The organism is Latilactobacillus parafuchuensis, assembly GCF_055271665.1.
Genome location: NZ_CM143875.1, coordinates 1,076,385 through 1,100,258, shown reverse-complemented (window position 1 = coordinate 1,100,258; position 23,874 = coordinate 1,076,385). Strand labels below are relative to the sequence as shown.

Here is a 23,874-nt window from a genome sequence, read left to right as displayed (position 1 = left end):
GATAACCGAGTTCTGTCACAGATTGTTTTTGCTAATTAATTACTAATAGCGATTTTATTTAATCACGCTTCTTACGCCGATTATAATAAACAACTCCCCCAATAATAATCAATCCGATTCCAATCCAAACCGTCGCTTTCATGAAATCTTCACCCGTTTGCGGTAAAAATTCGGTTTGATGCGATTGATTCGGTTTATTAGGTTTGCCAGGCTTCTTGGGTTTAACCTTAGGCGTTACCCGTCGATTGGCAAAACGGCCAACGTTCACCATTGTCGGTTCGCCCTTTGCACTAGCTTGAATCTCAAATTTAATAGGTGTCGTCTTTAAAACGTATCCAGTCGGTGACTTGGTTTCAATAAAACTGTATTGACCAGGCGCTAAATGCATCGCGGTCACCAGTCCTTGTTGATCTGAAATAATATCTGCTAAACCGTCGACTGTTTGACCCTTAACATCAACCACTTTAAAGTGTGCACCCGCTAGTGTTTGACCATTAGTCTCAGTCTTAATCAACTGCGCACTTCCTTGATAGTTGACAAAATGCGCACTAGCGGTCACAACCGCTGGCTTACCGACCGTGTTGGCTTTAATCTCAAACGCGACTGGCGTTGTATTGATGACGTAACCATTCGGCGCTTTGGTTTCAATGAAGCTATAAGCACCTGGTGCTAAACCAGTCGCTTTCACAATTCCTCGGTCGTCTGAAATAACATCTGCTAAACCGTTGACTGTTTGGCCCTGAGTATCAACCACTTTAAAGTGTGCACCCGCTAATTTCTGACCTTCAGCATCGGTCTTAACTAACTTCGCACTACCTTGGTAGTTAACAAAATGGACACTTGCAATCACAACTGCTGGTTTGCCAGAATCATTTCTTTTAATTTCAAACTTAACTGGCGTTTGATTTAAGATGTATCCCGCTGGTGCCTTCGTTTCAACGAAACTGTATGTGCCTGGCGCTAAATTTGGTGCCTTGGCAATCCCTTGCTGATTCGAAATAACATCTGATAACCCTTTAACAGTCTGGCCTTTGGCATCGATGACCTTAAAATGCGCACCTGCTAATTTTTGACCAGCGACATTAGTCTTTATCAATTTAGCAGCACCTTGATAATTGATAAACTTCGAGCTGGCAGTTACTATTACCGGTTTGCCGGCTGCGGTCGCTTTAATTTCAAACTTAACTGGCGTTTGGTTCAATAGATACCCCTCTGGCGCTTTAGTTTCAATGAAACTGTAAGTCCCAGGTATTAAATCAGCGGCTTTTACAACCCCTTGATTATCCGAAACGATATCCGCTAAACCGTTAACCGTTTGACCGCTAGCATCAATCACCTTAAAATGCGCACCCGCTAATTTTTGACCAGCAACATCGGTTTTAATCAGTTGAGCACTACCTTGATAATTGACAAACGCGCCTAAATTAACAATCTCTGGACGGCCAATTTGAGCTTTAATCGCGAAGGCTTTAGGTGTTGTATCTAAGATATAACCCGTTGGTGCTTTGGTTTCAACCATCACATACCGACCAACTTCAAGCCCTTTAAAGACGAATTTACCAATCTTATTGGTCTTAATTTCAGTCGTCTTTTGTCCATTCACATCATAAACTTCTAACGCCGCACCGGTCGGTTGATTATTTTGACCTGCTTTGAAAACTTGATAAACGGCACCCGCTAACCCGGCTTTGTGTTCGTTTGTTTTCTGACCTTCAATTACAGATTGATAATTAGGAAAATTCAAGTTATCAATCACTTGATTCTGATCATCATTCTTAGTAACAACAAAGTAAACGGGTTGCGCATTAATTAAACAACCTGGTGCTGCTTTGGTTTCAATCACTTTATAGTTCCCGACTGGTAAATTATCAATATTCAACACACCATTTTCAGGAACAACAATCTTCTTGACTAATGTTTCTTCACCATCAACTATCCGATAAAGCTCGAATTCGGCGCCCGCCACTTGACCATCTTTGACAATCTTCGTGATTGCTGCTTTACCCTTAAAGTTTTGGAAATAACCTAATTTGAAAACTTGGGGATCACCCGCAAATTTATCAGGAATGACCACTTTAATTAAACTGTCATTCACGACATAATCGTGCTGACCATCTAATTTAGGCGCTTTTGTTTCTTGATAATAATACGTTCCCGGTGCTAAGTCGGTAAATTTAACGACCCCTAGATTATCACTGACTACTTTATGATTCAATGGTTTCTTTTGACTGTCGTACAACGTAAATTCAGCACCTTTTAGCGTATGGAAGCTTGTATCAATTTTGACAATCTGGAAAGCCCCTTTGTAATTAATAAAGGCTTTGGCGACCTGTACCACACTTGGTTTTCCGTTTGCTTGATTCTTAATCGTAAAATCAACTGGATCAGTATTCAATAGATAACCCGTTGGTGCTTTGGTTTCGATAAATTGATAGTCACCTGGTGCTAAATCAGTGACCTTCAAAATCCCTTTAGCGTTCGACGTTAATCCTGTTTGAACTGTTTTACCTTGGGCATCAACGACTTTAAACTCGGCACCCGCTAATTTTTGGCCGATTTTATTTTCTTTAACTAATTCGGCACTCCCACGATAATTGACGAAATTATCATTAGCCATCACGGTTTGTTTACCTTGATATTTAGCCTCAATTGTAAACGAAACCGGCTTCGTATTTAGCAGATAACCCGTTGGTGCTTTAGTTTCAACAAATTGATAATTCCCTGGCGCTAGATTTTCAACCGTTACTCGACCTTGTTGATTTGATTTCAACCCAGCCTGAACGGTTTGACCCTTTGCATCAACAACCTTAAATTCAGCCCCAGCCAATACTTGACCTGTTTCTGATTTCTTGATTAATTGTGCGGCCCCTTTGTAATTAATCTTATCGCCTAAATCGACATTCGGAATTTGACCGTTATCTTTTTGACGAACAACAAATCTAATTGGCGTCGCATCTAATACGTAACCGGCTGGTGCTTTGGTTTCAACCAATTGATAACGACCTGGTTTTAAATTTTCAATCGTTAATTGGCCGTTCTTATCCGTGACTAATCGTTCGTAGCCTTTAACCACTTTATTTTTAGCATCCCGCACTTCAAATTCGGCACCCGCCAATGCGGATTGTACGGTTTGCCCAGCATTATTCACCAGTTCACCTTTTTTATGCATCGTCACTTTGGTAGGTTGGTTCGTAATTTTTTGAATCCCAAACGTATTGGTTTCTGTATCCTTTTGGATCGTGATTTTTTTACCTTTTAATAATTCATCACTAATCGTATATCCCGCTGGTGCTTTGGTTTCAACCAATAGATAGTCTTGAACCCGCAGATTGCCGAGTTTTAATTGACCCGCGGCATTTGTATCACCCTCACGGACCAATTTATCTTTTTGACCGTCTTTACCGATTGTCCATAATTGTAAATGAGCACCGGCTAATTTTTGACCCTCTAGGCCTTGTTTAACCAACGTAACGGACCCTTTAGAGCCTTCTGCCGAACCCCCACTGACAATCACTGACGTGTCAGTTTCAGTTTCTTGTTTGATTACTTTATTATTTTCAGCCACAATTGACGCGTGGTTACTGACCGTATCATTGGCCTTATCAGACGTAATCAACCCCCGGTATTCAATGATGTACGGTGTTTTAATTTGATTTAAAAAATCAACTTTGATCGTTTGTTGCCCAGTCGTACTGTCGGTCGTAATACTCAACGTGTAATCTTGACCTTCTTTTAAAATCCGACTAGGGTCTTTTTCAATCTTACCGTCTTTATCGACTTTAGTGCCGTAAACCACGACATCCTCTTTTGAAACATAAGTGTTCGTTGACGGTGTATCTTTGACGTGCACGTTATCTAACGTTGAACCAGAACTATTGACCGTCAAATCCCATTTAACGTAACTACTATCATCGGGATCTTGTTCCCCCGTCTTTTCAATGATACTCCCAGAATGTTGGGCTTCAATGCTGGCACTTAAATCATGTGAAGTCCCGTCATTCGTGAAGTTCGCCGTATTCTTGTACTGTTCGCTATCAATTAATTCACCAGCCAAACTGGTTTCAAAAACTAAAACATAAGCTTTATGACTGCCTTCTGGCAAATTAACTTTAACTTCTGACTTCGACTTTGTTGGTTCCGTAATCTTGGCGTTTTGAACTTCACTGCCTAAGGTGTACGAACCATCTTTATTAATCGTTGCTTCATAAAGATGCGCACTACCATCAACATAGTTTTGTTTCACCGAAATTGGATCAACAATCGTTGCGTTCTTCAATTCCTGTTGATTATAGTTGACCGCCACGGTCCAAGTGATTTTCTTGGACGTTGCATTATAATCACCCGATTTTTGACCATTGTATTTAAAAGCGGGTTTGGGGTCAAAATTCTCATCGGTTTCATTATGATGTTTGCCACCATTTGCATCTTGCCAGTCCATCGATGCCCCGTTGTTAAACGTCACATCCCCTTCATGACCAGTCCCATCATCAATCGACTCTGTTTCAAAATGGCTCTTGTAAGTCAATTGATATTGGTGATCAGTGCCTGATTTTAACGGTTCTTTAAACGCCACGGTAAACCCATCGGCTGTCGCCACCAGTGTATATTGATTCGCTGGCACAACTTGTTTTGTCGTTTTATCCATGATTTGGAAGCTATCTGTCAAAAACGTTTGGCCTTTTGATAACGTATCGGTTAAATACCAGTTTTCCATCATGTAACCGGCATTATTGATATCAATTTTCCACGGAATTTCGCGATTCGTATAATCAACACTTCCATCGATATTTTTAACGATACCCTCTTGATTAGCCGTCCCTTCTGAATGAGCATCTTCCCCTGTATCATTCGTGACCTTATTCGAAATTTTAGTTGGATCATCGACGTAACCGTCAACCTTCGTTGTGTAATCAATTTTAACCGCGTAATCAATATCTTTTAAAAATTCAATTTTAAACTTATTGGGATTTTTAGGATCCGGGATTAACTTGTAATCAACGCCTTCAACCAGCGCCGCCCCTTCAACTGGCTTACCGTTGTTATCAAACGTTACTTTATGCAACACAATACTATCTTGATTTAACGTTAAGCCATCGCCCATTGTATCTTCAATATAAGCGCCTTTATGATGCAATACTTCATTATAATTGTAATCAACTTCCCATTTGTACTCCTGATTTTCACCAGTCGAAGTAGGACCCGATTTCGTCAATGCTTTTTTATATTCAGCCGTAACACTAGCTGAAGCATCGGATTCGGTCACACCATCATCCAAGACCGCTGTGTTTTTGAAAGTAACGTCGCCACCATTAGTTGGTTTGACGTCATCGTCAATCTTGCTGGTATATACAACTTGAAAAGCCTGATTTGTTTCGGCATATTGGCCAATCAAAGTGACTTTGCCTTGCGCATCGACACGGTAATCAGTGCCTTCTTTTAACGGATGCGTTTTATCGATTGGTTTAATGACATTACCTTGTGCATCCACCTTAATCGGATAAATCGCAACACTCTCAAACTTGGTGCCACTTGGCATTGGATCAGTAACCGTTGCATCGGTCATCGTCGTCAATGGTCGGTTAATATTAACTTCCCAAATCACTTGATCCGGATTAGGGGTCTTATCAAAATGACCCGCCTTATCTATCGCTTGGTCATAATCTGGTCGAACATGAACGGGTTGTCCCGGGAAATGTTCCTCCGTTGGCGTCGTAATGACGATATCCCCGGTCCCAATCGTCTTATCAAATTTAGCATCATAATCAAACGTCCCATGAATATCATGATCAGTGTCGACTTTATCATTAAATTCAAAATGAACCGTGCCATCCGCGTTAACCGTATACGTCCCGTATTCACCCAACTTACCACTGCAAGGTTTGATTTCAACCCCATCTGGCAGTTTGAAATCAAAATAATCACCGGCTTGCATCTTTTGTAATACTTCTTCTGGGATTGACCAAGTATAGCTAACGTGGACTTGTGCATCAATTGGCACATCGGTTTGATCCGGATATGGATCACCATTCTTATCTAAATAAGTCACCGTTGCACTTTCAACAATCGTTGCTGGATCAATTCCTGCCTGAGTTAACAGATCACGAATATCTTGAGCTGCAGCTTTTTCTTGTTTAGGTTTAACGACTGCTTTAACCGAACTGCTCGAGCTAGTCGTCACTGTCGATTCCGATTGACTGTCAGTTTTAACCGATTCACTCTGGCTAGTCGCGCTGCTTGTCGAGCTTGAACTAACTTGATTATCCGTCAATTCAGCCGTCACTTGTTGTTGATTTAAGTGCGCCACTAAAGTTGTCTGACTCTTTAGAATTGTTGGGTCTAGTTTCAAATTCAAATTCAACGTCCCTTGTGTTTGGGGCGCAATTTTCAATTCAATTTGATTGTCTTTGATCGTATAACTAACGCCAGCAAGCGTTTGAGCTTGTTTAACGTCTAAAATATGGGCATCATCGATTTGAATCGCCTCAGTTTGTTCAGTATCCGTTTGGTTATTCACCTGTGTCTCAAGTTGTGCATCAACCGTCTGTGTCGTCGATTCTTTAACCTGCAACTTCTTCAACTGAACATAATCTGTTCGTTGCGCAATTGTTTCTGCTACAACTATTGCCGGTGTCGCCAAATATTGAACGATAATTATTAATGCCATTAATATAAAGACAGACCGACTCCAACCCTTTTTCTTTCCCATGATACCCCTCCATTACAAGCTACAATTAGTAGAACTTGCTTTCATTTTAGCACTGCAGTTGTTAAACACAACTAATCAATTGTCATATATCTGCAAAATTAACTGGTATGCAATTTAATTTAAAACTATTTATATTCAAAATCCATTAACATAATTGTTATTAAAAACATAATAGTATTAGGCCTTAACAGCCGATAACGGCAGTATATCATTTACACCGGATATCGTAAATACCGTTCACAATGTTCAATTTCATAAAATCAATTATCAGATATTGCTATTGTTGAGTTTCCGGATTTTTTATTAATTGCACAAAAAAACCGAATCGACTATCTTCACCATCGATTCGGTTTTTTAAATGTTATATATTAGTAAATAATAATAGTTATATTGATAATCGCCAATTGAAATCAGCGGTATAGGCGCCCACTGAATAGTGATTGCTGAACGGCAATCTAAAATACAAATATCGTTGTGTGCTAACAATAGCCGGAACAGAACGATTACCACCAATCCCAGCATCCGCCATAACCCCAATCGGACTCTGACTATTTGGATCGACCATAGGTGCGTAACCGCTCGTTTCACCACTCAATTGATACAATAAATTATTCGGTAAATCAAACGGTGAACCACCTGTCATCAATCGACCTAAATGTAATTGGTACTGCGCTTGTAATGGATTATAAACCGCTATTTCTGGTTGTTGTGCCGTTCCATGATTGGCTACTTTTAATTGTTTTAAGCTAATCGTATTCAACAACATTTTGACATCGCTATGACCAGTTTGTCCGAGTTGTTCTGTCCCAAAATCTAATGAATTAGGCACCGACACTTGTAGGCTCCCTTGCATGGCCAAGTTAAAGGTCAATTGACTACTCAATTGGCTCCCCATCGCATCCAAATCAGCTGTGGTGACAGCGGTCGATGCAACGCCAAATTCAATTTGATTCTGACGTTGCATTTGATAGCCCATCATATTAGTCGAATCAGCAAGCTGCCCGCTTTTTTGCGCTATCTTTTGGTAATCAGTATCCTTAGACAACACGCTTTCTAAATCTGGAATCGTCACCGAATCACCACTCAGATTGGCTTGATATTGACGCCATTTTCCTTTGTTTCCATTCGTGATTACTCGATAGAATAAATGATATTGATCAGCCGGATTCGTGATGTTGACCGTTGCCTGAATTCCCGATTTCGGCAACGGCTGTAATTGACTGGCTGCATCATCGTAATTAAACGCGGCAGTTTGATTAGCTGTAACCCTTTGCTGTCGATTGCCATTCTTTAACGTTATTGACGCTAACTGTTGTGGTAAATTAGCCGGGTTATTCGGATCCAACTTCTCAATCGTGTCGGTACTCAGCCCATCGGCGTCAAACCGACTAACAAGCGAACGTTCAGCGGTGATGTTGTTTTGAATACTTAAATCGCTACCCGTAATAATATTACCGAAAAAGTTCCCACCATCACCTAAATTTTCTATCGTGAATGAAGATGCATTTGGCGTTAGAATTGTTCCTGAAAAAAAGTAATTATTATCTTGACCTTTAAAACTAAATTTTTCAGTTTGATTCGGAAAGTTATTCAAAATATGACCAGAGACTAATTTATTGATTTTATTTTGACCATCTTTTGCGTTCGTGAGTACGTTGTTCTGTAAATCCTTAATAATAATTTGAAATTTACTCGAATGGTTATCCGTAAACTCAACACCCTTTGTCCAATTCAGAATTATATATGGGCTATACTTATATACTGAATTTCCTTCGCCCACATCTTCGCTTGTCGTATCCTGACCATTAATTTTAATCGTTAAATTATTTGGCTTTCCAGATAAATTCACAAACACCAATGGCGGATTATTCGCGTAATTTTTAGTGTAACCCGCATTTAAATTAATATTTATCACTGGATCAGCACCAATCCCATCATCGACCGTTACTGAATCAACAGTATCTTGGCTATAACTAATTGGTTTTTCCACAGATGTAAAACTTGCATAGAAACGACTAATTTTCTTTAATTGTTCCACCGCAGCTGAAAAATATGAGGACTCATCACCATTATTATTGATAGTTCCCGTTAATTTAGTTGCATTATCCTGAAAGCTAGGTGTATCTGAAACTAATTCTTTAGAAGTCCGGTTACTAAGAATTGTCGTTATTGCGCCTTTATCTGGATACAGGTCACCTAGTGTATTATCCTTAATTGCCATGTTAACATTGTTCGCAATAATCTGATTTGATTGTCCAAATTGACGAGAAGAATTCGCAAATTTTAAAGCATTATCCGACAATTTATTCGTTACAATTACCGGACGATTTTTAGTTACCTTAAAATATTCATCTGTTGTTGTTCCAAAATAATTAGGGACATCTAGCGAGCGACTGGCAAACCGACCTTCTAGTTGATGTGTACTACCCCCAACCGTCAAATTCCCTCCCGCGAACACCCCGTAATACGAGGCAACACCCAGCGGATAATTATCTTGGCCGTCTTTAGTGACTGGAATCGGTAAACTATCGTCATAATCACTAGCTTGTACAACAACAGTACGACCGTTTAAACAAAGAAACGTCGTTGCGAGCAAACAAGCCATTAACCATCTATTAAACTGTGCGACTCGCATCTTTCTCCCCCTCGGATTATTCTAGCGTTCTTTCTTGACGCGTTTTCTAGTCCCTAAATAGTAAGTTAAACCTAATAATAATACGACGATGACGATTGCTAATAACAACCACCAGAACCAATTAAACCGTTGATTATGCCGATTGATTTGAGTTGCTTGTTTTAAGCTAATCGTGAAATTTTGATTAAACGTCCAACGATATTGACTGTTACTAGCGACTAAATGAACTCGGTACTGACCCGGATTTAACCATTGATCGCCAACCGGAATTTGATAATTAAAATGAGAATTGGCCGCCATACTGCGATTCGTTTGTTTTTGGCGGAAAAGCACTTTATTCGGTTGCCCTTTTTTCGTAACCGTCGAATCAATCGTTAATTGACCAACTGTTGCCGGTTGATCATTTATCAATTGTGCCAGAATAGCTGGATTGGATTGATTGTTCTGACTTAATTTGATTTTTTGTAACTGTAATTTAGGTTGAGCATGCACCGTCGCGCTTTCACGGAGAATTACGCCGATACCCATTGCAAATTTATTCTTAATACTGAATCCGGATTGATTCGTTGCTTGCGCCTGACCAGCTGCTAAATCTTCGAAATAAAAGGCGCCTTCTAGAATTCCTGAATAAGCCTTCGCTGGCATTTGCGCCGTAAAAGTGACTTGCTTCGTTTCATTGGGTTTTAAAGTTATCCTTTGTACATCACCAAAAATTTGACTGAATTGATACGGCGCGGTTGATAGCACGCCTAAGTCATGTCGATTTATACTTTCTTGACCATCATCGGTCGTATACCCCGTATTGGCCTCGGCCTTGATGGTCTTCGATTGATTCTCTAAATTCTTAACGGTCACTGTGAAAGTTTGTTTAGCCCCCGGCGCCATTAAAACGTCAAAATAACTAACGGCTTGATTATATTGATTGCTCGGTAAATTAGCCTTCACTGTAAAACCCGTTCCCGCAGCTCGAACGGTTTGAACGCCACCAAATAGCATCATGAAAAAAAGTAAACTGCTTAATATTAATTTGAATTGTCGTTGATTACGCATTTATGCTCCTTATTAGTCATCTAAAAAAGGGCCGGCACTTTTGCCAACCCTTTTATTGCCGTCATTTTAACCTTGGCTTACTGTACTTGATTGATCATTTGCTAACGTCCACGTCATAGTGCCTTTATACGTACCGTTTTGCAAACCTTCTTTATTCGTTAAATCTAACTGAGTACCAGAACCCAAAGTCGCGGTAGCCTGATCAATCCCGTTAGTATTAGCCTCTTTGGCACTCCAAACTAACGAATCACCACTGCCGATTGTTCCACCATTGAATGTTGAAACGGCATCTGTATTCGCCAAGTCGGCCGTACCAGCTAGTGTCATCGTTCCTTCAACCGTGCTTGAACCATTCTTAAAACTAGACACATTAGCCTTTAGATTCCATTCCGAACCGGTTCCACGGTAATCTTGGACAACGATGGTTGGATTAACAGACGTTTTGGCGTCCATTGCTAACGATGGTGTTTTTGTTGCTAACAATTGATCCAAAGTCGCGGATTCAAAATTAATTTCCGTTGGAACACTAACTAAACTTAACGTCCCAGGATTAACCGTAAAATTGGCCCTTGTCGTCGTTTTACCATCCGTTGTGTCATCTGCATGTGCGATAACCGTGTTGCCCAATACCGTTGCAGCTAGGACTGTTGTTGCTAGTAACGTCATTTTTGTTAATTGCATGATGGATATCTCCCCAAATTAAATAGTTAGCGAGGTCTATACCATTATCGCTATAAACCTGCCCGATTGTGATAATTTTAGCCTAGTTTTCTGAAAAAGACAATTAGTTCACTTTGTTTATCATTTATGCCAGTTGTATTTAAATTCCAATGATTCAATTATCAATATAACTATTCTCCATAATCACTTCACCCGATGAATGGCATTCAATTAATTACCAATCGAAAATCGCTTACCGCGCTAAGTAAAACCCTTCACTAGTAAATAAATTAATTATTATGCATATTAAATTCATCTATTTTACCTGCAGATATAGATTTTTTTAAATTAATCCTCACTTTATTAAAAAAAAATTCATTATTTCCATATTGAAAATCCTCATTTTAAACGATTGTATTTCCGGAAATAACGACGCAACTCGCATTACTTAATACGAAAAATAATTAACAATTAAGAAAATACTGGTACATCAACATCAATTATTAAAAATATTTATTTCGATTATCTTTCGAAATTTAATAAATGACATTCATTATTTTCATTTTAATATTTAAAAAAGTGAACATCCTGAATACGACATTGTATTAATAGCAATTACTGTCAAATTGATTACTTTTGTTCATTTTCTAATTTGGAATAGTGCTCTAATCAACATAGATTTGTATTCAACGTGTGATACCAGTCTTTACTCAATCTTTGCTCGTGTTTAATCATCACATCCAGAAGTTGTTAGCCCCTCTATTATCATGCGTACAATTTTATTTCGCGCTATTATCTGATAGTTTCATCTGCAACTTTTCAAAAAAAGCGATAATTTACTTACCAAATATTAACCACTGTCAATCTCGACAACAGTTAAGTCATGTTCAGGCTTTAATCTAACCGCTAGATTCAGTATACTTAAACTATCTAATATCTTGGGGGAAATTTCATGCGGACTTGGCAAAAAATAACTTTATTAGCACTCGTAATTATCGCAATACCATTATTTTATTTTGAAAATCGGTATTTCAGTCAAAAAATGCAATCCACAACTTTAAAACAACAACAACAAAGTACGCTGCAAGTCTATCATACGGATGCCACCAATCAATACGCGGCTTTTAAAACTTATTTACAAACCGAGCCACAAGCTAATATTTATTATTTTGTTCCAAAAAATATTCAGAATCAACCGATTGACTTACTGGATGAAGCAAAAGTTTTGGGGGATCGGCTTTATCAACAGATGAAACAACAATCACCTAGCATTAAACGACTCACCCTCTATGTGACTTACCAAAGCACGAATATTCAAGATGATACATACGCGTTTAAATTATCGGCCGCCGCTTATGGCGAAACAACTAAGGGCTTTAAAACAGTCTATCAAAAATTAGACCACTTAGATGGTGCTGAACAAATTTATAACTTAACGAATCAGACCAAACCGGTCACCTTCCAGGCACTCGCAAAAAATAGTACCACCAAGACCACCTTACAACAATTAGCGGTCGCACAGTTAATCAAAAATCATCAATATACTTGGACTGATGTTCAAAAATTACAGTCCCTGACACTAGACAGTCAATTCAACTACACAACTGACGGTCTCGCCTTATATTTCAAAGATAATCCATTAAAGATTAATAAAATTGATTTACCCATTGAAACAGTTGGTCCTTATTTAAAGCCCGATTATGTTCCCTCTGACCATCAGTCAACTGCCGTCAAAGGCCGCAAGAAAGCCATCGCTTTAACGTTCAATACAACCTTAAAACCCAAAGTGACCAACGCGATTTTAGAAACATTAACGGATAATGATGTGCCAGCAACCTTCTTAACAACTGGGGCGGGTGCCAAAGACCATCCTGACGTTCTAAAAGCATTGGTGGCAGCTCATCAAGGCGTTGGCACGCAAACCTACGCTAGTGACGACAACCCCGCTACAATGACCACCGCCGATTGGCAAACCAACGTCACGAAAACTAATCAGGCCTTCTATCAAGTAACTGGCCAACTTCCCGCTTATCAACGGTTACCACTAGATACCGCTAATGCGAGTTTAGCCCAAGTCACGCACCTGCCATTCATTGAATGGAGTGTCGATTCACAAGATTGGTCAACAACCATTGATGCCGCAACGATTACGAGTAATGTTATTAAAGGCGTTAGTGGCGGCGATGTCGTCTTATTGCACACGACAGACGTCACTAATCAAGCGCTCCCCGGACTGATTAAACAACTCAAAGCTAAAGGTTATCATTTCACCACGGTTGACGCATTATTCAACCAACAATTAACACCCCAACAACAAATTTTCAAAGTCGGCGATCTTCGTACTTTAAAATAAAAATCAGGACTAGGCAGTCAGCTCAACTCGCGGTATAATCAGGATAAGCGTTTTCAAAAACCGTTTACATCCAAGGAGGATTTATCGTGTTAATTGGCAGTATTGAAGCAGGTGGCACTAAATTTGTGTGCGCCGTCGGAAATGAGAATTATCAAGTTCAAGATCAGGTCAGCATTCCGACCACAACCCCTGACGAAACTATCAAAGCCGTCATCGCGTATTTCAAACAATTCGAATTAGATGCAATGGGAATTGCTTCATTTGGCCCCATCGAAATTCGTAAAAATAATCCATTATACGGATACATCACCACCACGCCGAAACCTAACTGGCATAATACCGATTTATTAGGTCAAATTAAAGCCGCTTTCGACGTTCCAACAACTTGGACGACCGACGTTAACGGTTCGGCTTACGGTGAATACGTGATGTCCACTTTAGCGAATGAAAAAATTCATTCCCTCGCCTACTATACCGTCGGCACTGGTGTCGGTGCTGGTGCCGTCATTGACGATCACTTCTTAGGTGGCATTGGTCATCCAGAAATGGGTCACACTTTCGTTAAACGCCATCCAGACGACCTTGATTTCAAGGGAATCTGTCCTTACCATGCTGATTGTTTAGAAGGCTTGGTTGCCGGTCCCACTTTTGAAGCCCGTCTCGGGAAAAAAGGCGAAACAGTGCCGTTGACCGACCCAGTTTGGGATATTCTAGCTTACTATTTAGCGCAAGCCGTAATTCAGGCAACTTTAATCGTGCGTCCGGCTAAAATCGTCTTCGGTGGCAGTGTGATTAATGACGTCTTATTAAATAAAATTCGTCAATCCGTGACTGAGCAATTAAATGGCTACGTCGAATTACCACCACTTGATCAATACATTACCCGCCCCGCAATTGCCAACAACGGTTCAGCAACCCTCGGTAATTTTGCATTAGGCTTAAAAGAATTACAAGCATAACCCCAAAAGACCGGTACTCTCCTAATCTAGGAAAGTGCCGGTCTTTTTACTGCAGTGTCTAATCGAGTCCCGAACTAGATGAACCATCATCCGAACTGAGATGGTGGTTCATTTTGAATTGGACGGAGATTGATGAGTGCTAGAACGCGATTAAAAACAAAAAATATTTTAGAAATTGAGAAAATTTAACCCCAAAAGCGTAATTGAATATGTAGCCGTTACTGCAAAACGCCAGACTCTGTCAATCAAATATTGACTCTAGGAGGTGAGCGTCTTGCAAAAAACAAAAGGAGAATCGTTCATGAGTCTGTTTTTACAGATTCTAGCTGCGATCAAATTAATCTTGGTCATCTGGAAACAGATCCAAGATTTAATTGATCGCAATAAAAAAAGCCGCTAATTAGCGGCTGATCACCATTTTGCAATGCGACTACGTGAGGCGAGGTGTTGGACGACACCTTGCCTCTTTTGCATGGTTTTAGTATAACATGGAATTAATGATAATGGATGAAAAAGAATTTTTAGAAGATGCTCAAGGTTTAATCGCTCAAGTCGCGCTCTTATTTTTGAAACGCGCTCGTTCTCACAGTTTCCTGTGCTTAGCGACGTCTGTCAAACAAAGCCCTAAACCCGGCCTTTATTCGACAGACTAGGCTAATGCTCAGAAACTACCGTGAGAACTCGCGCTCTATTTTGTTAGGTCCACTTCTTCTAGTGGAATCAACTTTGTTTTGTGTTTAATTTTGTAATAAGTAAATAAGACGATGAATAACGGAATACTCATATAGCTGACACCGATGGCGGTCCAATCGAAGTTCTTGAAAGCTTGGATGTCTTGGCCGATAATCACCAACACACATAAGAACAACGCAAAGATTGGGCCAAACGGGAACAAACGGGCGTGATATTTCAACTCGCTAACATCGTGACCTTGCGCTTTGAAAGCGCGCCGGAAACGATAATGTGACACGGCAATCCCGAGCCACGCAATAAAACCGGTTAGACCACTGGCAGCGACTAAGAATAAATAAATTCGATCGCCAAAAATACTCGTGACAAACGTTAATGCGCCAACAATCGTTGTCCCAATTAGCGCAGCAATCGGAATCCCACGGTTGTTAGTCTTAGCGAAAATTTTAGAAGCAAAACCTTGTTCAGCCATTGCCCATAACATCCGCGTCGAAGCGTACATCCCTGAATTAGCGGCTGATAAAACGGACGTTAAAATCACGGCGTTCATAATACTGGCAGCCGACGCTAAACCAGCACGTTTGAAAACTAAGGTAAACGGACTAACGGCAATATTACTTTCGCTAGCGCCCAATAATGAATGACTGTCGTAAGGAATTAAACAAGCAATCACGAAAATTGATAGGATGTAGAATAATAAAATCCGCCAGAAAACTTGTTTAATCGCCTTCGGAATACTCTTTTCAGGCGTCTTAGATTCACCAGCCGTAATCCCAATTAATTCGGTGCCTTGGAACGAGAAGCCAGCGACAACGAAGACACTCAGAATCATTGGCATGCCACCAACAAAAGGTGCTTTACGGTAAGTGAAATTACTTAAACCGGTCCGATGACCACCCATAATCCCAAAAATTGTTAATAACCCGATCGCCAAGAAAATGAAGACCGTCACGACTTTAATCAAAGCAAACCAATATTCGGTTTCACCAAATGATTTCACACTAATCAAATTGATTAAGAAAATTAAGAATAGCGCGACCGAGCTAAAAATCCAACCGGGAATATCCGGCAACCAGAACTGCATGACAATTGCGGCGGTACTGACATCAACCGCTAGGGTAATCGCCCAATTAAACCAATAATTCCAGCCCAACGCAAAACCGAGCGCTGGATCAACAAAGCGCGTTGCATAAGTTGAAAACGACCCCGAAACGGGTAAATACGTCGCCATTTCTCCTAAACTGGTCATCAAGAAGAAGACCATAATCCCAATCCCGCAATACGCCAACAGCGCACCGCCGGGACCCGCCTTTGCAATCGCTGAACCACTTGTGACGAATAAACCCGTCCCAATACTCCCGCCTAAGGCAATCATCGACAAATGACGAGTCTTAAGCTCACGTTTCATTCCATTTTGTGCCATACTACTTCCGCTCTTTTCTTAATTATTTCAAGAAAATCGCACCAACACTGTCCTAATCAGCAAACAAAAAGAGTCCTCTTGTCTGCTAAAAACGACAAAAAGACTCTACGTCTCATTTCAACCGTTGATAGCGCCCCGCAACAAATTGTTACGACAGTTCTTGATTTATTCAACCAAGTCCCAACATCAATTTCATTAAGCAAACCGACATTTCGGCAAATTCCCCTTTCACTCTTCCTCATCGTTGCTTAATCAACTGAAAAGACTTACTCTTGGTTTTTGCGACCTCTTATCTTGTTAGCCATTAGTATAACGAACTTCACTAAATTCGTCAATCACCTTTATGATTTTTTTGAAGCACTCGAAACCGCATCCACTACTGGCATCGTCGGCTTTTCGGATGCAGCTGGTGCTGATTGGGTTTTCGAAGCGCTTGAAACCGCGTCAACTTGACCGCCCGCTAAAGTTTGCCCCGTTTGTGCTAGGTACCAATCAACAATTGGTTTGAAATCAAGGATGTATTCATTAATCCCCATATATTGGCCATCCGTCGCATGCAACGCTTGATAGTTATGCACAACGAATTGGTCATCACCGTGCTTAGGGACGTGCATCCGGACAACATCTTGTTTGCCAGCCCGCAATTGTTGAATCACCCATTCAACGTGTTTTTGGGCAGCCTTCGGATGACATTTCGCCAACGGATTACCGGCTTGACCGGGTTGGCGTGGTGCGAACATTTCATCCGATGGTTGGCGGTTTAAATTATAGTAGAGCGATTGATTATTGCTGTCAGCATAGGTAATTTCCATTGGCAATGATGCCAATAGTGCATTGAGTTGATCGACGGTTAATATCCCGCGGTCAAGTTGCACGTATTGATTACCCGAAATCGCACCGACTTTGGCGGCCGCTTGTTCGACCCAATCTTCAGCTTCTTTATCGATGCCTTCGATGGTCGTGTCAATTGAACCACTCGCCGTTAAATCTTCAGTTGGCAGTTCTTCTGGTTGCGGCTGATTCATCGTCTGTGTGACTTTAACGAACTGTAGGAATTTACCCAGACAGGTTTGCAAAAAGGCGACCGTGTCCGCGTCTTTCAAATTATGGGCATCGTCGAACGCTTCTTTAACCGTCCCTAGCAAGAATTCATTGCCCGGCATCACGACCGCGTTGACCCCTGGTGCATCTAGCACTTGACGTAAATGCAATTGCGCCCGCGATGAACCTTGATCGTAATACGATGCGCCGACAATCATCACTGGTTTACCATCAAGTGGGTGCAGTTGATACGACAACCATTCCAACGTATTTTTCAAACTGGCGGGAATCGTATGATTATGTTCCGGCGTGGCAATGATGACCCCATCCGCAGCCATAATCTTACGATTTAAATATTGAATCGCCGGATTGGCACTTTGGTCATCGTCTTGACTAAACATCGGCACATCGCGAATCTCAAGTACTTCAACGTCGACGATTTCTGCAAAATGGGTGGCGATATATTTCAACAATAACCGATTATAAGATTGTTCAGCATTCGAACCAACAATTCCAACTAACTTCATCTGAAACACTCCGTTCTATCTATAGATTCTCCCACGAAAAATGGGCCGCTTCTTTTTGAGCCATCTCATGCGCATGATTAAGTTGTTCGGTAATCCCAACAAACACGAGAAAATCGGCCAATAAACCATCGAGCTTCTGAACTTGATCCGCAGATTTCAATTGACCGTGTTCATCAAACGCGGCTAATGAGTTGCCCAATAAGAATTCAGAACTAGGCATCACCCGCGCTTTAATCTCGGGTGCATCCAAAATCTGACGTAAATGACTTTGCGCCCGCGATGAACCCAAACCACCATACGACGCCCCGATAATCATCACCGGTTTATCGAGCAACGGATAAATCTTATATGATAACCACGCTAACAAACTCGTTAAGACGGCTGGGACTGAATGATCGTACTCTGGTGTGCTGATAATCACACCGTCCGCTGCGGTGATTTTAGCCGCAATCTCAGTCACGGCTGCCGGCACTTGAAAATCGCTTGGTTTATCGAATAACGGAATCTGATTCAAATCAATGATTTCAATCGCCGCTTCCGATTCAAAGCGCTGTTGCATAAATTGCAATAGCGCCCTATTCGTCGATTGACGTGAATTACTACCCACAATTCCGATGAACTGTTTCATCTATATCAACTTCTTTCCGAAGAGTATGTGATTAAATAAACAAATATACCTTCTTAATGATAATCAATTTCATTTACAAAATCAATTATTTTAAACTAAGCCGTTCGACTTCATAATCGTGCCCGTCGCTGTCACAAGAATACCTTCAATTCCCGGCGTCGCGTTAATCTGGACTAGAATTTCAGCGTCGGGTAAGCCAAATAAACGGGTCGTCCAAATTTCACCGGTGACTGATAAATCACTGATAATCGTCAAACTCAATAGATCGCTTTGAATCGGATAACCGGTCTGACGGTCGAAGATGTGATGATAAGTCTGACCGTTGCGTTCTAAATGGCGTTCATAGATCCCTGACGTGACGACCGATTGATTCTGCACCAGCACCACGTCCAAATAGACGTCGCGGGGTTCACGCGGATCTTGAATCCCAATCCGCCAGTTGCCATCAGATTGGCGTTGATTCGGCCCATAAACTACGATATTACCGCCGAGATTGATTAAGGCCGATTGAACCGGCAAAGTCTTGAGTTCGACCATGATTAAATCGGCGATATAACCTTTCGCCAACGCGCCTAAATCAATCGCCATCCCCGCTTTAGGCAAGCGGACTTGGTGGGTATCATCGTTCAGTTCAATCTGACGCGGATCAACTAACTGCATGACCGCCTTAATTTCGGCCGCACTAGGGACCCGCGCATCATCAAAACCAATCCGCCAAGTCTGAACTAACGGACCGATGGTGATGTTTAAATTGCCATTCGCAGCCAAACTATGTTGTTGCCCTAGTTTGATTAATTGGTAGAGTTCTGGTGCGACCGTCACTGCTTGTTGCCCAGCGGCTAAATTAACCGCCATCAGTTCGGAAGTGTCATCATTGGCGCTAAAACGGTGTTCATATTCCGCTAATCGTCGTTCAACTAGCGCAATAATTGGTGCCGGTTGGTCGGCTTCAATTTGAATATCGATCACCGTTCCCATTAAATAGACCTGACTCGTTTCAAGCATTTGACCACTCCTTAATTGTGATTAGTTTAACATATTATCTAGGTCATCTCATCCAGTATCTGGCTCAATTACCCCCTAAATGAGCCAGATACTTCCCATAAAAAAAGCCAATCACATAGCTCGTGATCGACTTCCTTCTATATTAAGCATTATTCCGTTGGTTCATCTTCATCATTTTTACGACGTTTCCATAGTAACCAGATTAAGAACAAGATGATTACTGCTAGTAAGCCGATAATGATGTATGGCCACCAATTCATCTTTGGTAATTCGACCGCTTTATCATTGTACTTATTCGCTTGTTGACGGGTAATTGTGAATTCCTTGGTCAGAACCCAGCTGCCCTTGTTCCCTTTAATCGTCATTTTAAGTTGATAACGTCCCGCTTTTAACGGTTTATTCTTTAAATCAATGCCGTAATTAAAATTCGAGTTGGGCGCCATCTGTAAGTCTGTTTTGTGATTTTGATAAAGAACCTTTGATTGACCTACTTTACGAATTTCAGCTTTCACGTCCATTTCGCCGAGTGATTCAGCGCGGGTGTTTTGCAAGTTAGCAAGAATCGCCGTGTGCGAATTAACTAAGCCCGGTTTAACTGTCTGTAAGCGTAGATTGGGTTTAACGGCTGGTTGACCCTCTTGCCGTAAGATAACTCCCACCACGTAAGCATACTGATTGGTTAAAGTGGCCCCCTTGTCAGAAATCGACTTAGTCACTGAATCTTCAGCCACTTCAGTAACATAAAAACCACCGGAAATCTTACCCGTAAAAGCCGCTTTGGGCGATTGTAACGTGAAGGTCACCGTTTGACTACTATTTGCCGGAATCGTCACCCGTTGGCTCGCCGACATCAAATCACTAAAGGCATACTTCAATGTCTTGTCTTTCTTAGCCTCACTTGGCCGATAATCAATGAGACCACTATTATTAGTGGTCGCCGTTGTTGGCGTCACATCGATTTTTGCAGCTTTGCTCCCCGTATTTTGAACAACGATGCTAACGGTTTGCTTCTGACCCGGTTTAACCTTCAAATCGTAATAACCTAAGTTTGGATCAGTTTGATTTGCTGGATAAACTGGCGTTACCGAATAATTCACTTTTTCGGCTTGCACACTGTGCGGTTGCGCCACTAACATCATCAATGGCAAAGCCAATAGACTTAAACCGACTAACCATAATTTTTTAAATTGCTTCATTATTATCACTCTCTCATTAAGGTTCCGGTACGGACGCTAGCGTCCAATCAACCGTGCCCGTGTAATCGCCAACATAGGCGTCAGCATTCACATTCAACAAAATACCTTGATCAGCCGCCCAATTGACCGCGGTTAGTTCTTCATTATCAGTCGTCGTCGTTTTACTGGCAATCATGATTGGTGTGCTGGTCAACGGTGTTTGCTTCTGACCGTCAACATACATCATGCGACCCGCTAACTTTTTACCATCGGTTGTTCGGGTTAATCCCGTGGTACTCGCCGAAAGAGTCCACTGACTATCTCGGCCTCGTGAATCAGCGACGGTCGGTGCCCAATCAGTCGTTGCGCGTTGTGCCGTGACTGTCTTACCAACTTGAACTGGGTTAAAAGCGACGGTGGGATTAACCTTAGCAAACTTTAATTCGCCACCTTTAATCTGGAAATAAGCCGTCTTAATATTTGATTTCTCGTTATAACCCGCATTCGTCATGTAAGCAGTAATCTTATGTGGTTGATTCATCGTCAGACCGGCCGTCGAAATTGGAGCTGCCATTGCACCACCCGTCGAATCCAGTGCAACTGTCTGTTCAGCACCGTCATCAATCGAATAGTGCAACGTCCCTTTCGCATCGGCGTCAATCGCACCAGTTTTGGAAGATTGTTCCCAATTGCCGGTAAGATTAAACGCCTTGTCCTTCTCAACAATTGCTGGATTTTTGGCCGACGTATCCAAGAACTGACCATTTAACGTCATCGTTGGAATACTGGTGACATAGGTCATGAAGGTGCTCTTCTGTCCCACCGTACCGTTAGCTAGCCAAGCAGTTGCTTGTTGGCCCATATTCGTTTTACCGTTAGTATCGGTCGGATCCATCGCCGTTAATTGCATTTTAATCACCGACTGCCCACCAGGCGCGATGTTCCCCGTATTAACGCCTAGACCGAACCCGGCGCTATCTTTAGGCTCAAAAATATTGGTATCAACGGCCTTAGCCGGATTAGCAATCGGATTGCCATCCGTATCCCACTTAGAGGTCGTGAACAATCCCGTTGAAACCCCATTTGTACTGATATTTTGGTCATTAATCGTCAATCCAGTTTTCGCCAAGTAGCGAATACCGCGATCATCAGTCGTCCCTTCGTTATAACGTAACGCCACGTCTGACCATACCATTTGACTATCAGTACTAATATTATTCGCCGTCACTATCCCTAATAACTTCTCGTTAGGTTTGGCTGGATTCGTTTGGGTCACCACTGCGCCTTGACTACCATCTGCATTCTGATGGTAGATTTGGTAATTCTGCGACGTTTTGGGGACATTCGAAACACTAGCAAACGCCACTTTATTTTCTTCAGAACTATCACCCGTTTTAGCGGTAAACCCCCAGTAAACACTGGTTGTCCCCGCGCCAAACGCATCCGCTGGCACCGTAATTTCAACCGGTGAATTTCCTTCAAATGTATACTTCAACTTACGGGTACTGGCCGTCCATTCAACCGTAAACGCGTACCATTTATTATCCGATCCCGGGAAAGACTGGTCGTTCATATGGATTAATCGAATTTTAGGAAATAACCAAGAACCAAAATTTTTATAGGAGTCAGATTTAGCAGGATAATTCCACGCAATATGCTGAGCATCCAAATTAATACTACCTAATATACCCGATCTAGTATCCCAATTTTCATTATGATTCGTGTCAAATTCAATTGCCAAACTATTCTGAATTGCTGCACTAACATCAACTTTAGTTGTACTTCCCCAAACACCGAGCTGTTGCCCATTCCCGCCGGTTTGGATGGTATTAGTTCCGCGAGCATCATTGTGCATCACAAAGGCCATCCCATCGGCGGCATTACTGCCTTTATTACCGAAGTTTAATAACATCTCGGCTTTAAAATTCTTAGTCAAATCCATTTTATTCGCCGGTTTCGACCAAATCACACCCGATTGATTCGCTAAATCCTTGGTAATCACCGTCACACCTTCACTGTCTGTCGGCTGACTATTCGAACCAACTGGTGGAGCAGCAAATAGATTCGCTAAATTCGTGATATGGGGTGGCAATGTCACACTACCTGCAGCCTCAACATTCCCCATCGTCATCAAGGTACCAAAAAAGGCTAGCAATAATACTAACCCTTGAACACGCCGTAGATTTCGCATTATCCCTACCCCTTTCATGTTCAGATCAACTGTTACCTCAACCAACTTAAACTAAGTTAGCTGAGGTAACAGCTCATCGCTGAGCTATTACTAAATCTGGATCGATTAGGCTTTTTCTGTAGCCGTTAATGTCCATGTTAATTCACCAGTATAAGCACCAGCGTACATCCCAGGCAACACTCTCAAACCAGTCCGTGTAATTTGATAGTTCCAAGTTCCTAAGCCTTCATCCGTAGCAGCATTGATAATCTTATCAGTTGATCCCTTGCCACTTAAATCTGCATGACCACCTTTATCAATCTTAACTTCACTACCACTATCAGAACTTGTACCGTAATCGTTATTCATTGCTAAAGTTGAACCCGTTAATTCGTGTGATTCAGCGCTCGTAAATTGTTGACTCATCGCAACATCAACTGTATACCCTGCACCAGTCCCACGAGAATCAGAAACAGTTACTGTGCTATCTTTAGGATCTGTATTCGTTAAATTCATAGTTTCTAAACTCGTTGGTACGGCAGTTGTTCCAAAGTCTAAGTTAGGTACCGATACTAAACTAATTGTGCCCCCTGTTAATTCAGCAGTGGTTACAGATGTTTTTGCTTCAGGTGTCGTTGCTGCATATGCTTGGCCGACTGTTGCGACCATGCCTGCTGTCATTAATAATGTGCTTAATAATACGGTTGTCTTCTTCATATCATTACCCCTATTCTTTAATAGCCATTCGGCTTAATTAATCCCACTAGTAACGCCCCTAAAAAGGTTCAGATGGATACCTTTTCATGGTGAGTGTAACATGATTAACCCATTGTTGCAAATTTATTTGCTCAC

Annotated in this window: 15 protein-coding genes and 1 riboswitch; of the genes, 4 read left to right on the top strand and 11 right to left on the bottom strand. The window is 41.4% G+C overall.

All coding sequences use genetic code 11. The annotated features are described in order from the left end of the window. Window positions 1-58 precede the first annotated feature (58 nt). From ACVPPQ_RS05515 to ACVPPQ_RS05500, 4 genes are all read right to left on the bottom strand, one after another. Window positions 59-6,706: a SpaA isopeptide-forming pilin-related protein gene (locus ACVPPQ_RS05515; protein WP_463496279.1), complete on the bottom strand. Its 6,648-nt coding sequence runs from the start codon at window positions 6,704-6,706 to the stop codon at window positions 59-61. A gap of 385 nt (window positions 6,707-7,091) precedes the next feature. Beyond that, entirely contained in the window at window positions 7,092-9,341 is a 2,250-nt protein-coding gene (locus ACVPPQ_RS05510) for a hypothetical protein (RefSeq protein WP_463496277.1), read from the bottom strand. Window positions 9,342-9,362: 21 nt separating this feature from the next. Continuing rightward, on the bottom strand, window positions 9,363-10,391 hold the full coding sequence (locus tag ACVPPQ_RS05505; protein WP_463496275.1) for a DUF916 and DUF3324 domain-containing protein: 1,029 nt from the start codon (window positions 10,389-10,391) through the stop codon (window positions 9,363-9,365). 66 nt (window positions 10,392-10,457) lie between these two features. Continuing rightward, window positions 10,458-11,072 carry a WxL domain-containing protein gene (locus ACVPPQ_RS05500; protein WP_463496273.1) on the bottom strand — a complete coding sequence of 205 codons (615 nt, stop codon included), beginning with the start codon at window positions 11,070-11,072 and terminating at the stop codon, window positions 10,458-10,460. A 931-nt stretch (window positions 11,073-12,003) separates the two neighbouring features. On the opposite strand from ACVPPQ_RS05500, the gene ACVPPQ_RS05495 reads away from it, so the two are divergent. The 4 genes from ACVPPQ_RS05495 to ACVPPQ_RS05480 all read left to right on the top strand — a co-directional run bounded on the left by ACVPPQ_RS05495 (window position 12,004) and on the right by ACVPPQ_RS05480 (window position 15,016). Further along, a complete protein-coding gene (locus tag ACVPPQ_RS05495) occupies window positions 12,004-13,404 on the top strand; it encodes a polysaccharide deacetylase family protein (RefSeq protein ID WP_463496271.1) in 1,401 nt (466 codons plus the stop codon). Between the two features lie 86 nt (window positions 13,405-13,490). Further along, window positions 13,491-14,363: a fructokinase ScrK gene (gene scrK / locus ACVPPQ_RS05490; protein ID WP_463496270.1), complete on the top strand. Its 873-nt coding sequence runs from the start codon at window positions 13,491-13,493 to the stop codon at window positions 14,361-14,363. Between the two features lie 274 nt (window positions 14,364-14,637). Next, window positions 14,638-14,763 (top strand): hypothetical protein, encoded by a 126-nt coding sequence (locus tag ACVPPQ_RS05485; protein ID WP_463496268.1) that lies wholly within the window; start codon window positions 14,638-14,640, stop codon window positions 14,761-14,763. Between the two features lie 103 nt (window positions 14,764-14,866). Continuing rightward, window positions 14,867-15,016, top strand: a complete 150-nt coding sequence (locus ACVPPQ_RS05480) for a hypothetical protein (protein ID WP_463496267.1) — start codon at window positions 14,867-14,869, stop codon at window positions 15,014-15,016. Between the two features lie 35 nt (window positions 15,017-15,051). Here the strand turns inward: ACVPPQ_RS05480 and ACVPPQ_RS05475 are convergent, their stop codons facing one another. The 7 genes from ACVPPQ_RS05475 to ACVPPQ_RS05445 form a co-directional block, all read right to left on the bottom strand. Then, window positions 15,052-16,476: an amino acid permease gene (locus tag ACVPPQ_RS05475; RefSeq protein WP_463496265.1), complete on the bottom strand. Its 1,425-nt coding sequence runs from the start codon at window positions 16,474-16,476 to the stop codon at window positions 15,052-15,054. A gap of 121 nt (window positions 16,477-16,597) precedes the next feature. Beyond that, window positions 16,598-16,775: riboswitch (Lysine riboswitch) on the bottom strand. Window positions 16,776-16,817: 42 nt separating this feature from the next. Then, a complete protein-coding gene (locus ACVPPQ_RS05470) occupies window positions 16,818-18,044 on the bottom strand; it encodes an NAD(P)H-dependent oxidoreductase (RefSeq protein ID WP_463496264.1) in 1,227 nt (408 codons plus the stop codon). 19 nt (window positions 18,045-18,063) lie between these two features. Then, window positions 18,064-18,672 carry an NADPH-dependent FMN reductase gene (locus tag ACVPPQ_RS05465; RefSeq protein ID WP_463496263.1) on the bottom strand — a complete coding sequence of 203 codons (609 nt, stop codon included), beginning with the start codon at window positions 18,670-18,672 and terminating at the stop codon, window positions 18,064-18,066. A 90-nt stretch (window positions 18,673-18,762) separates the two neighbouring features. Continuing rightward, entirely contained in the window at window positions 18,763-19,677 is a 915-nt protein-coding gene (locus ACVPPQ_RS05460) for an FAD:protein FMN transferase (RefSeq protein WP_463496261.1), read from the bottom strand. Between the two features lie 149 nt (window positions 19,678-19,826). Then, window positions 19,827-20,873: a WxL protein host-binding domain-containing protein gene (locus tag ACVPPQ_RS05455; protein WP_463496259.1), complete on the bottom strand. Its 1,047-nt coding sequence runs from the start codon at window positions 20,871-20,873 to the stop codon at window positions 19,827-19,829. A gap of 16 nt (window positions 20,874-20,889) precedes the next feature. Beyond that, window positions 20,890-23,043, bottom strand: coding sequence for an L-type lectin-domain containing protein (locus ACVPPQ_RS05450; RefSeq protein ID WP_463496257.1), 2,154 nt, complete (start codon window positions 23,041-23,043; stop codon window positions 20,890-20,892). 105 nt (window positions 23,044-23,148) lie between these two features. Next, window positions 23,149-23,739: a WxL domain-containing protein gene (locus tag ACVPPQ_RS05445; RefSeq protein WP_463496255.1), complete on the bottom strand. Its 591-nt coding sequence runs from the start codon at window positions 23,737-23,739 to the stop codon at window positions 23,149-23,151. Window positions 23,740-23,874: the final 135 nt, after the last annotated feature.

Excerpts from the sequence above, each read along its gene's own strand:
- ACVPPQ_RS05455 (WP_463496259.1), bottom strand. The coding sequence starts at position 20,873 with ATGAAGCAATTTAAAAAATTATGGTTAGTCGGTTTAAGTCTATTGGCT.
- ACVPPQ_RS05465 (WP_463496263.1), bottom strand. The coding sequence starts at position 18,672 with ATGAAACAGTTCATCGGAATTGTGGGTAGTAATTCACGTCAATCGACG.
- ACVPPQ_RS05515 (WP_463496279.1), bottom strand. The coding sequence starts at position 6,706 with ATGGGAAAGAAAAAGGGTTGGAGTCGGTCTGTCTTTATATTAATGGCA.
- ACVPPQ_RS05445 (WP_463496255.1), bottom strand. The coding sequence starts at position 23,739 with ATGAAGAAGACAACCGTATTATTAAGCACATTATTAATGACAGCAGGC.
- ACVPPQ_RS05470 (WP_463496264.1), bottom strand. The coding sequence starts at position 18,044 with ATGAAGTTAGTTGGAATTGTTGGTTCGAATGCTGAACAATCTTATAAT.
- ACVPPQ_RS05510 (WP_463496277.1), bottom strand. The coding sequence starts at position 9,341 with ATGCGAGTCGCACAGTTTAATAGATGGTTAATGGCTTGTTTGCTCGCA.
- ACVPPQ_RS05450 (WP_463496257.1), bottom strand. The coding sequence starts at position 23,043 with ATGCGAAATCTACGGCGTGTTCAAGGGTTAGTATTATTGCTAGCCTTT.
- ACVPPQ_RS05505 (WP_463496275.1), bottom strand. The coding sequence starts at position 10,391 with ATGCGTAATCAACGACAATTCAAATTAATATTAAGCAGTTTACTTTTT.
- ACVPPQ_RS05495 (WP_463496271.1), top strand. The coding sequence starts at position 12,004 with ATGCGGACTTGGCAAAAAATAACTTTATTAGCACTCGTAATTATCGCA.
- ACVPPQ_RS05475 (WP_463496265.1), bottom strand. The coding sequence starts at position 16,476 with ATGGCACAAAATGGAATGAAACGTGAGCTTAAGACTCGTCATTTGTCG.
- ACVPPQ_RS05500 (WP_463496273.1), bottom strand. The coding sequence starts at position 11,072 with ATGCAATTAACAAAAATGACGTTACTAGCAACAACAGTCCTAGCTGCA.
- ACVPPQ_RS05460 (WP_463496261.1), bottom strand. The coding sequence starts at position 19,677 with ATGCTTGAAACGAGTCAGGTCTATTTAATGGGAACGGTGATCGATATT.
- ACVPPQ_RS05480 (WP_463496267.1), top strand. The coding sequence starts at position 14,867 with ATGGATGAAAAAGAATTTTTAGAAGATGCTCAAGGTTTAATCGCTCAA.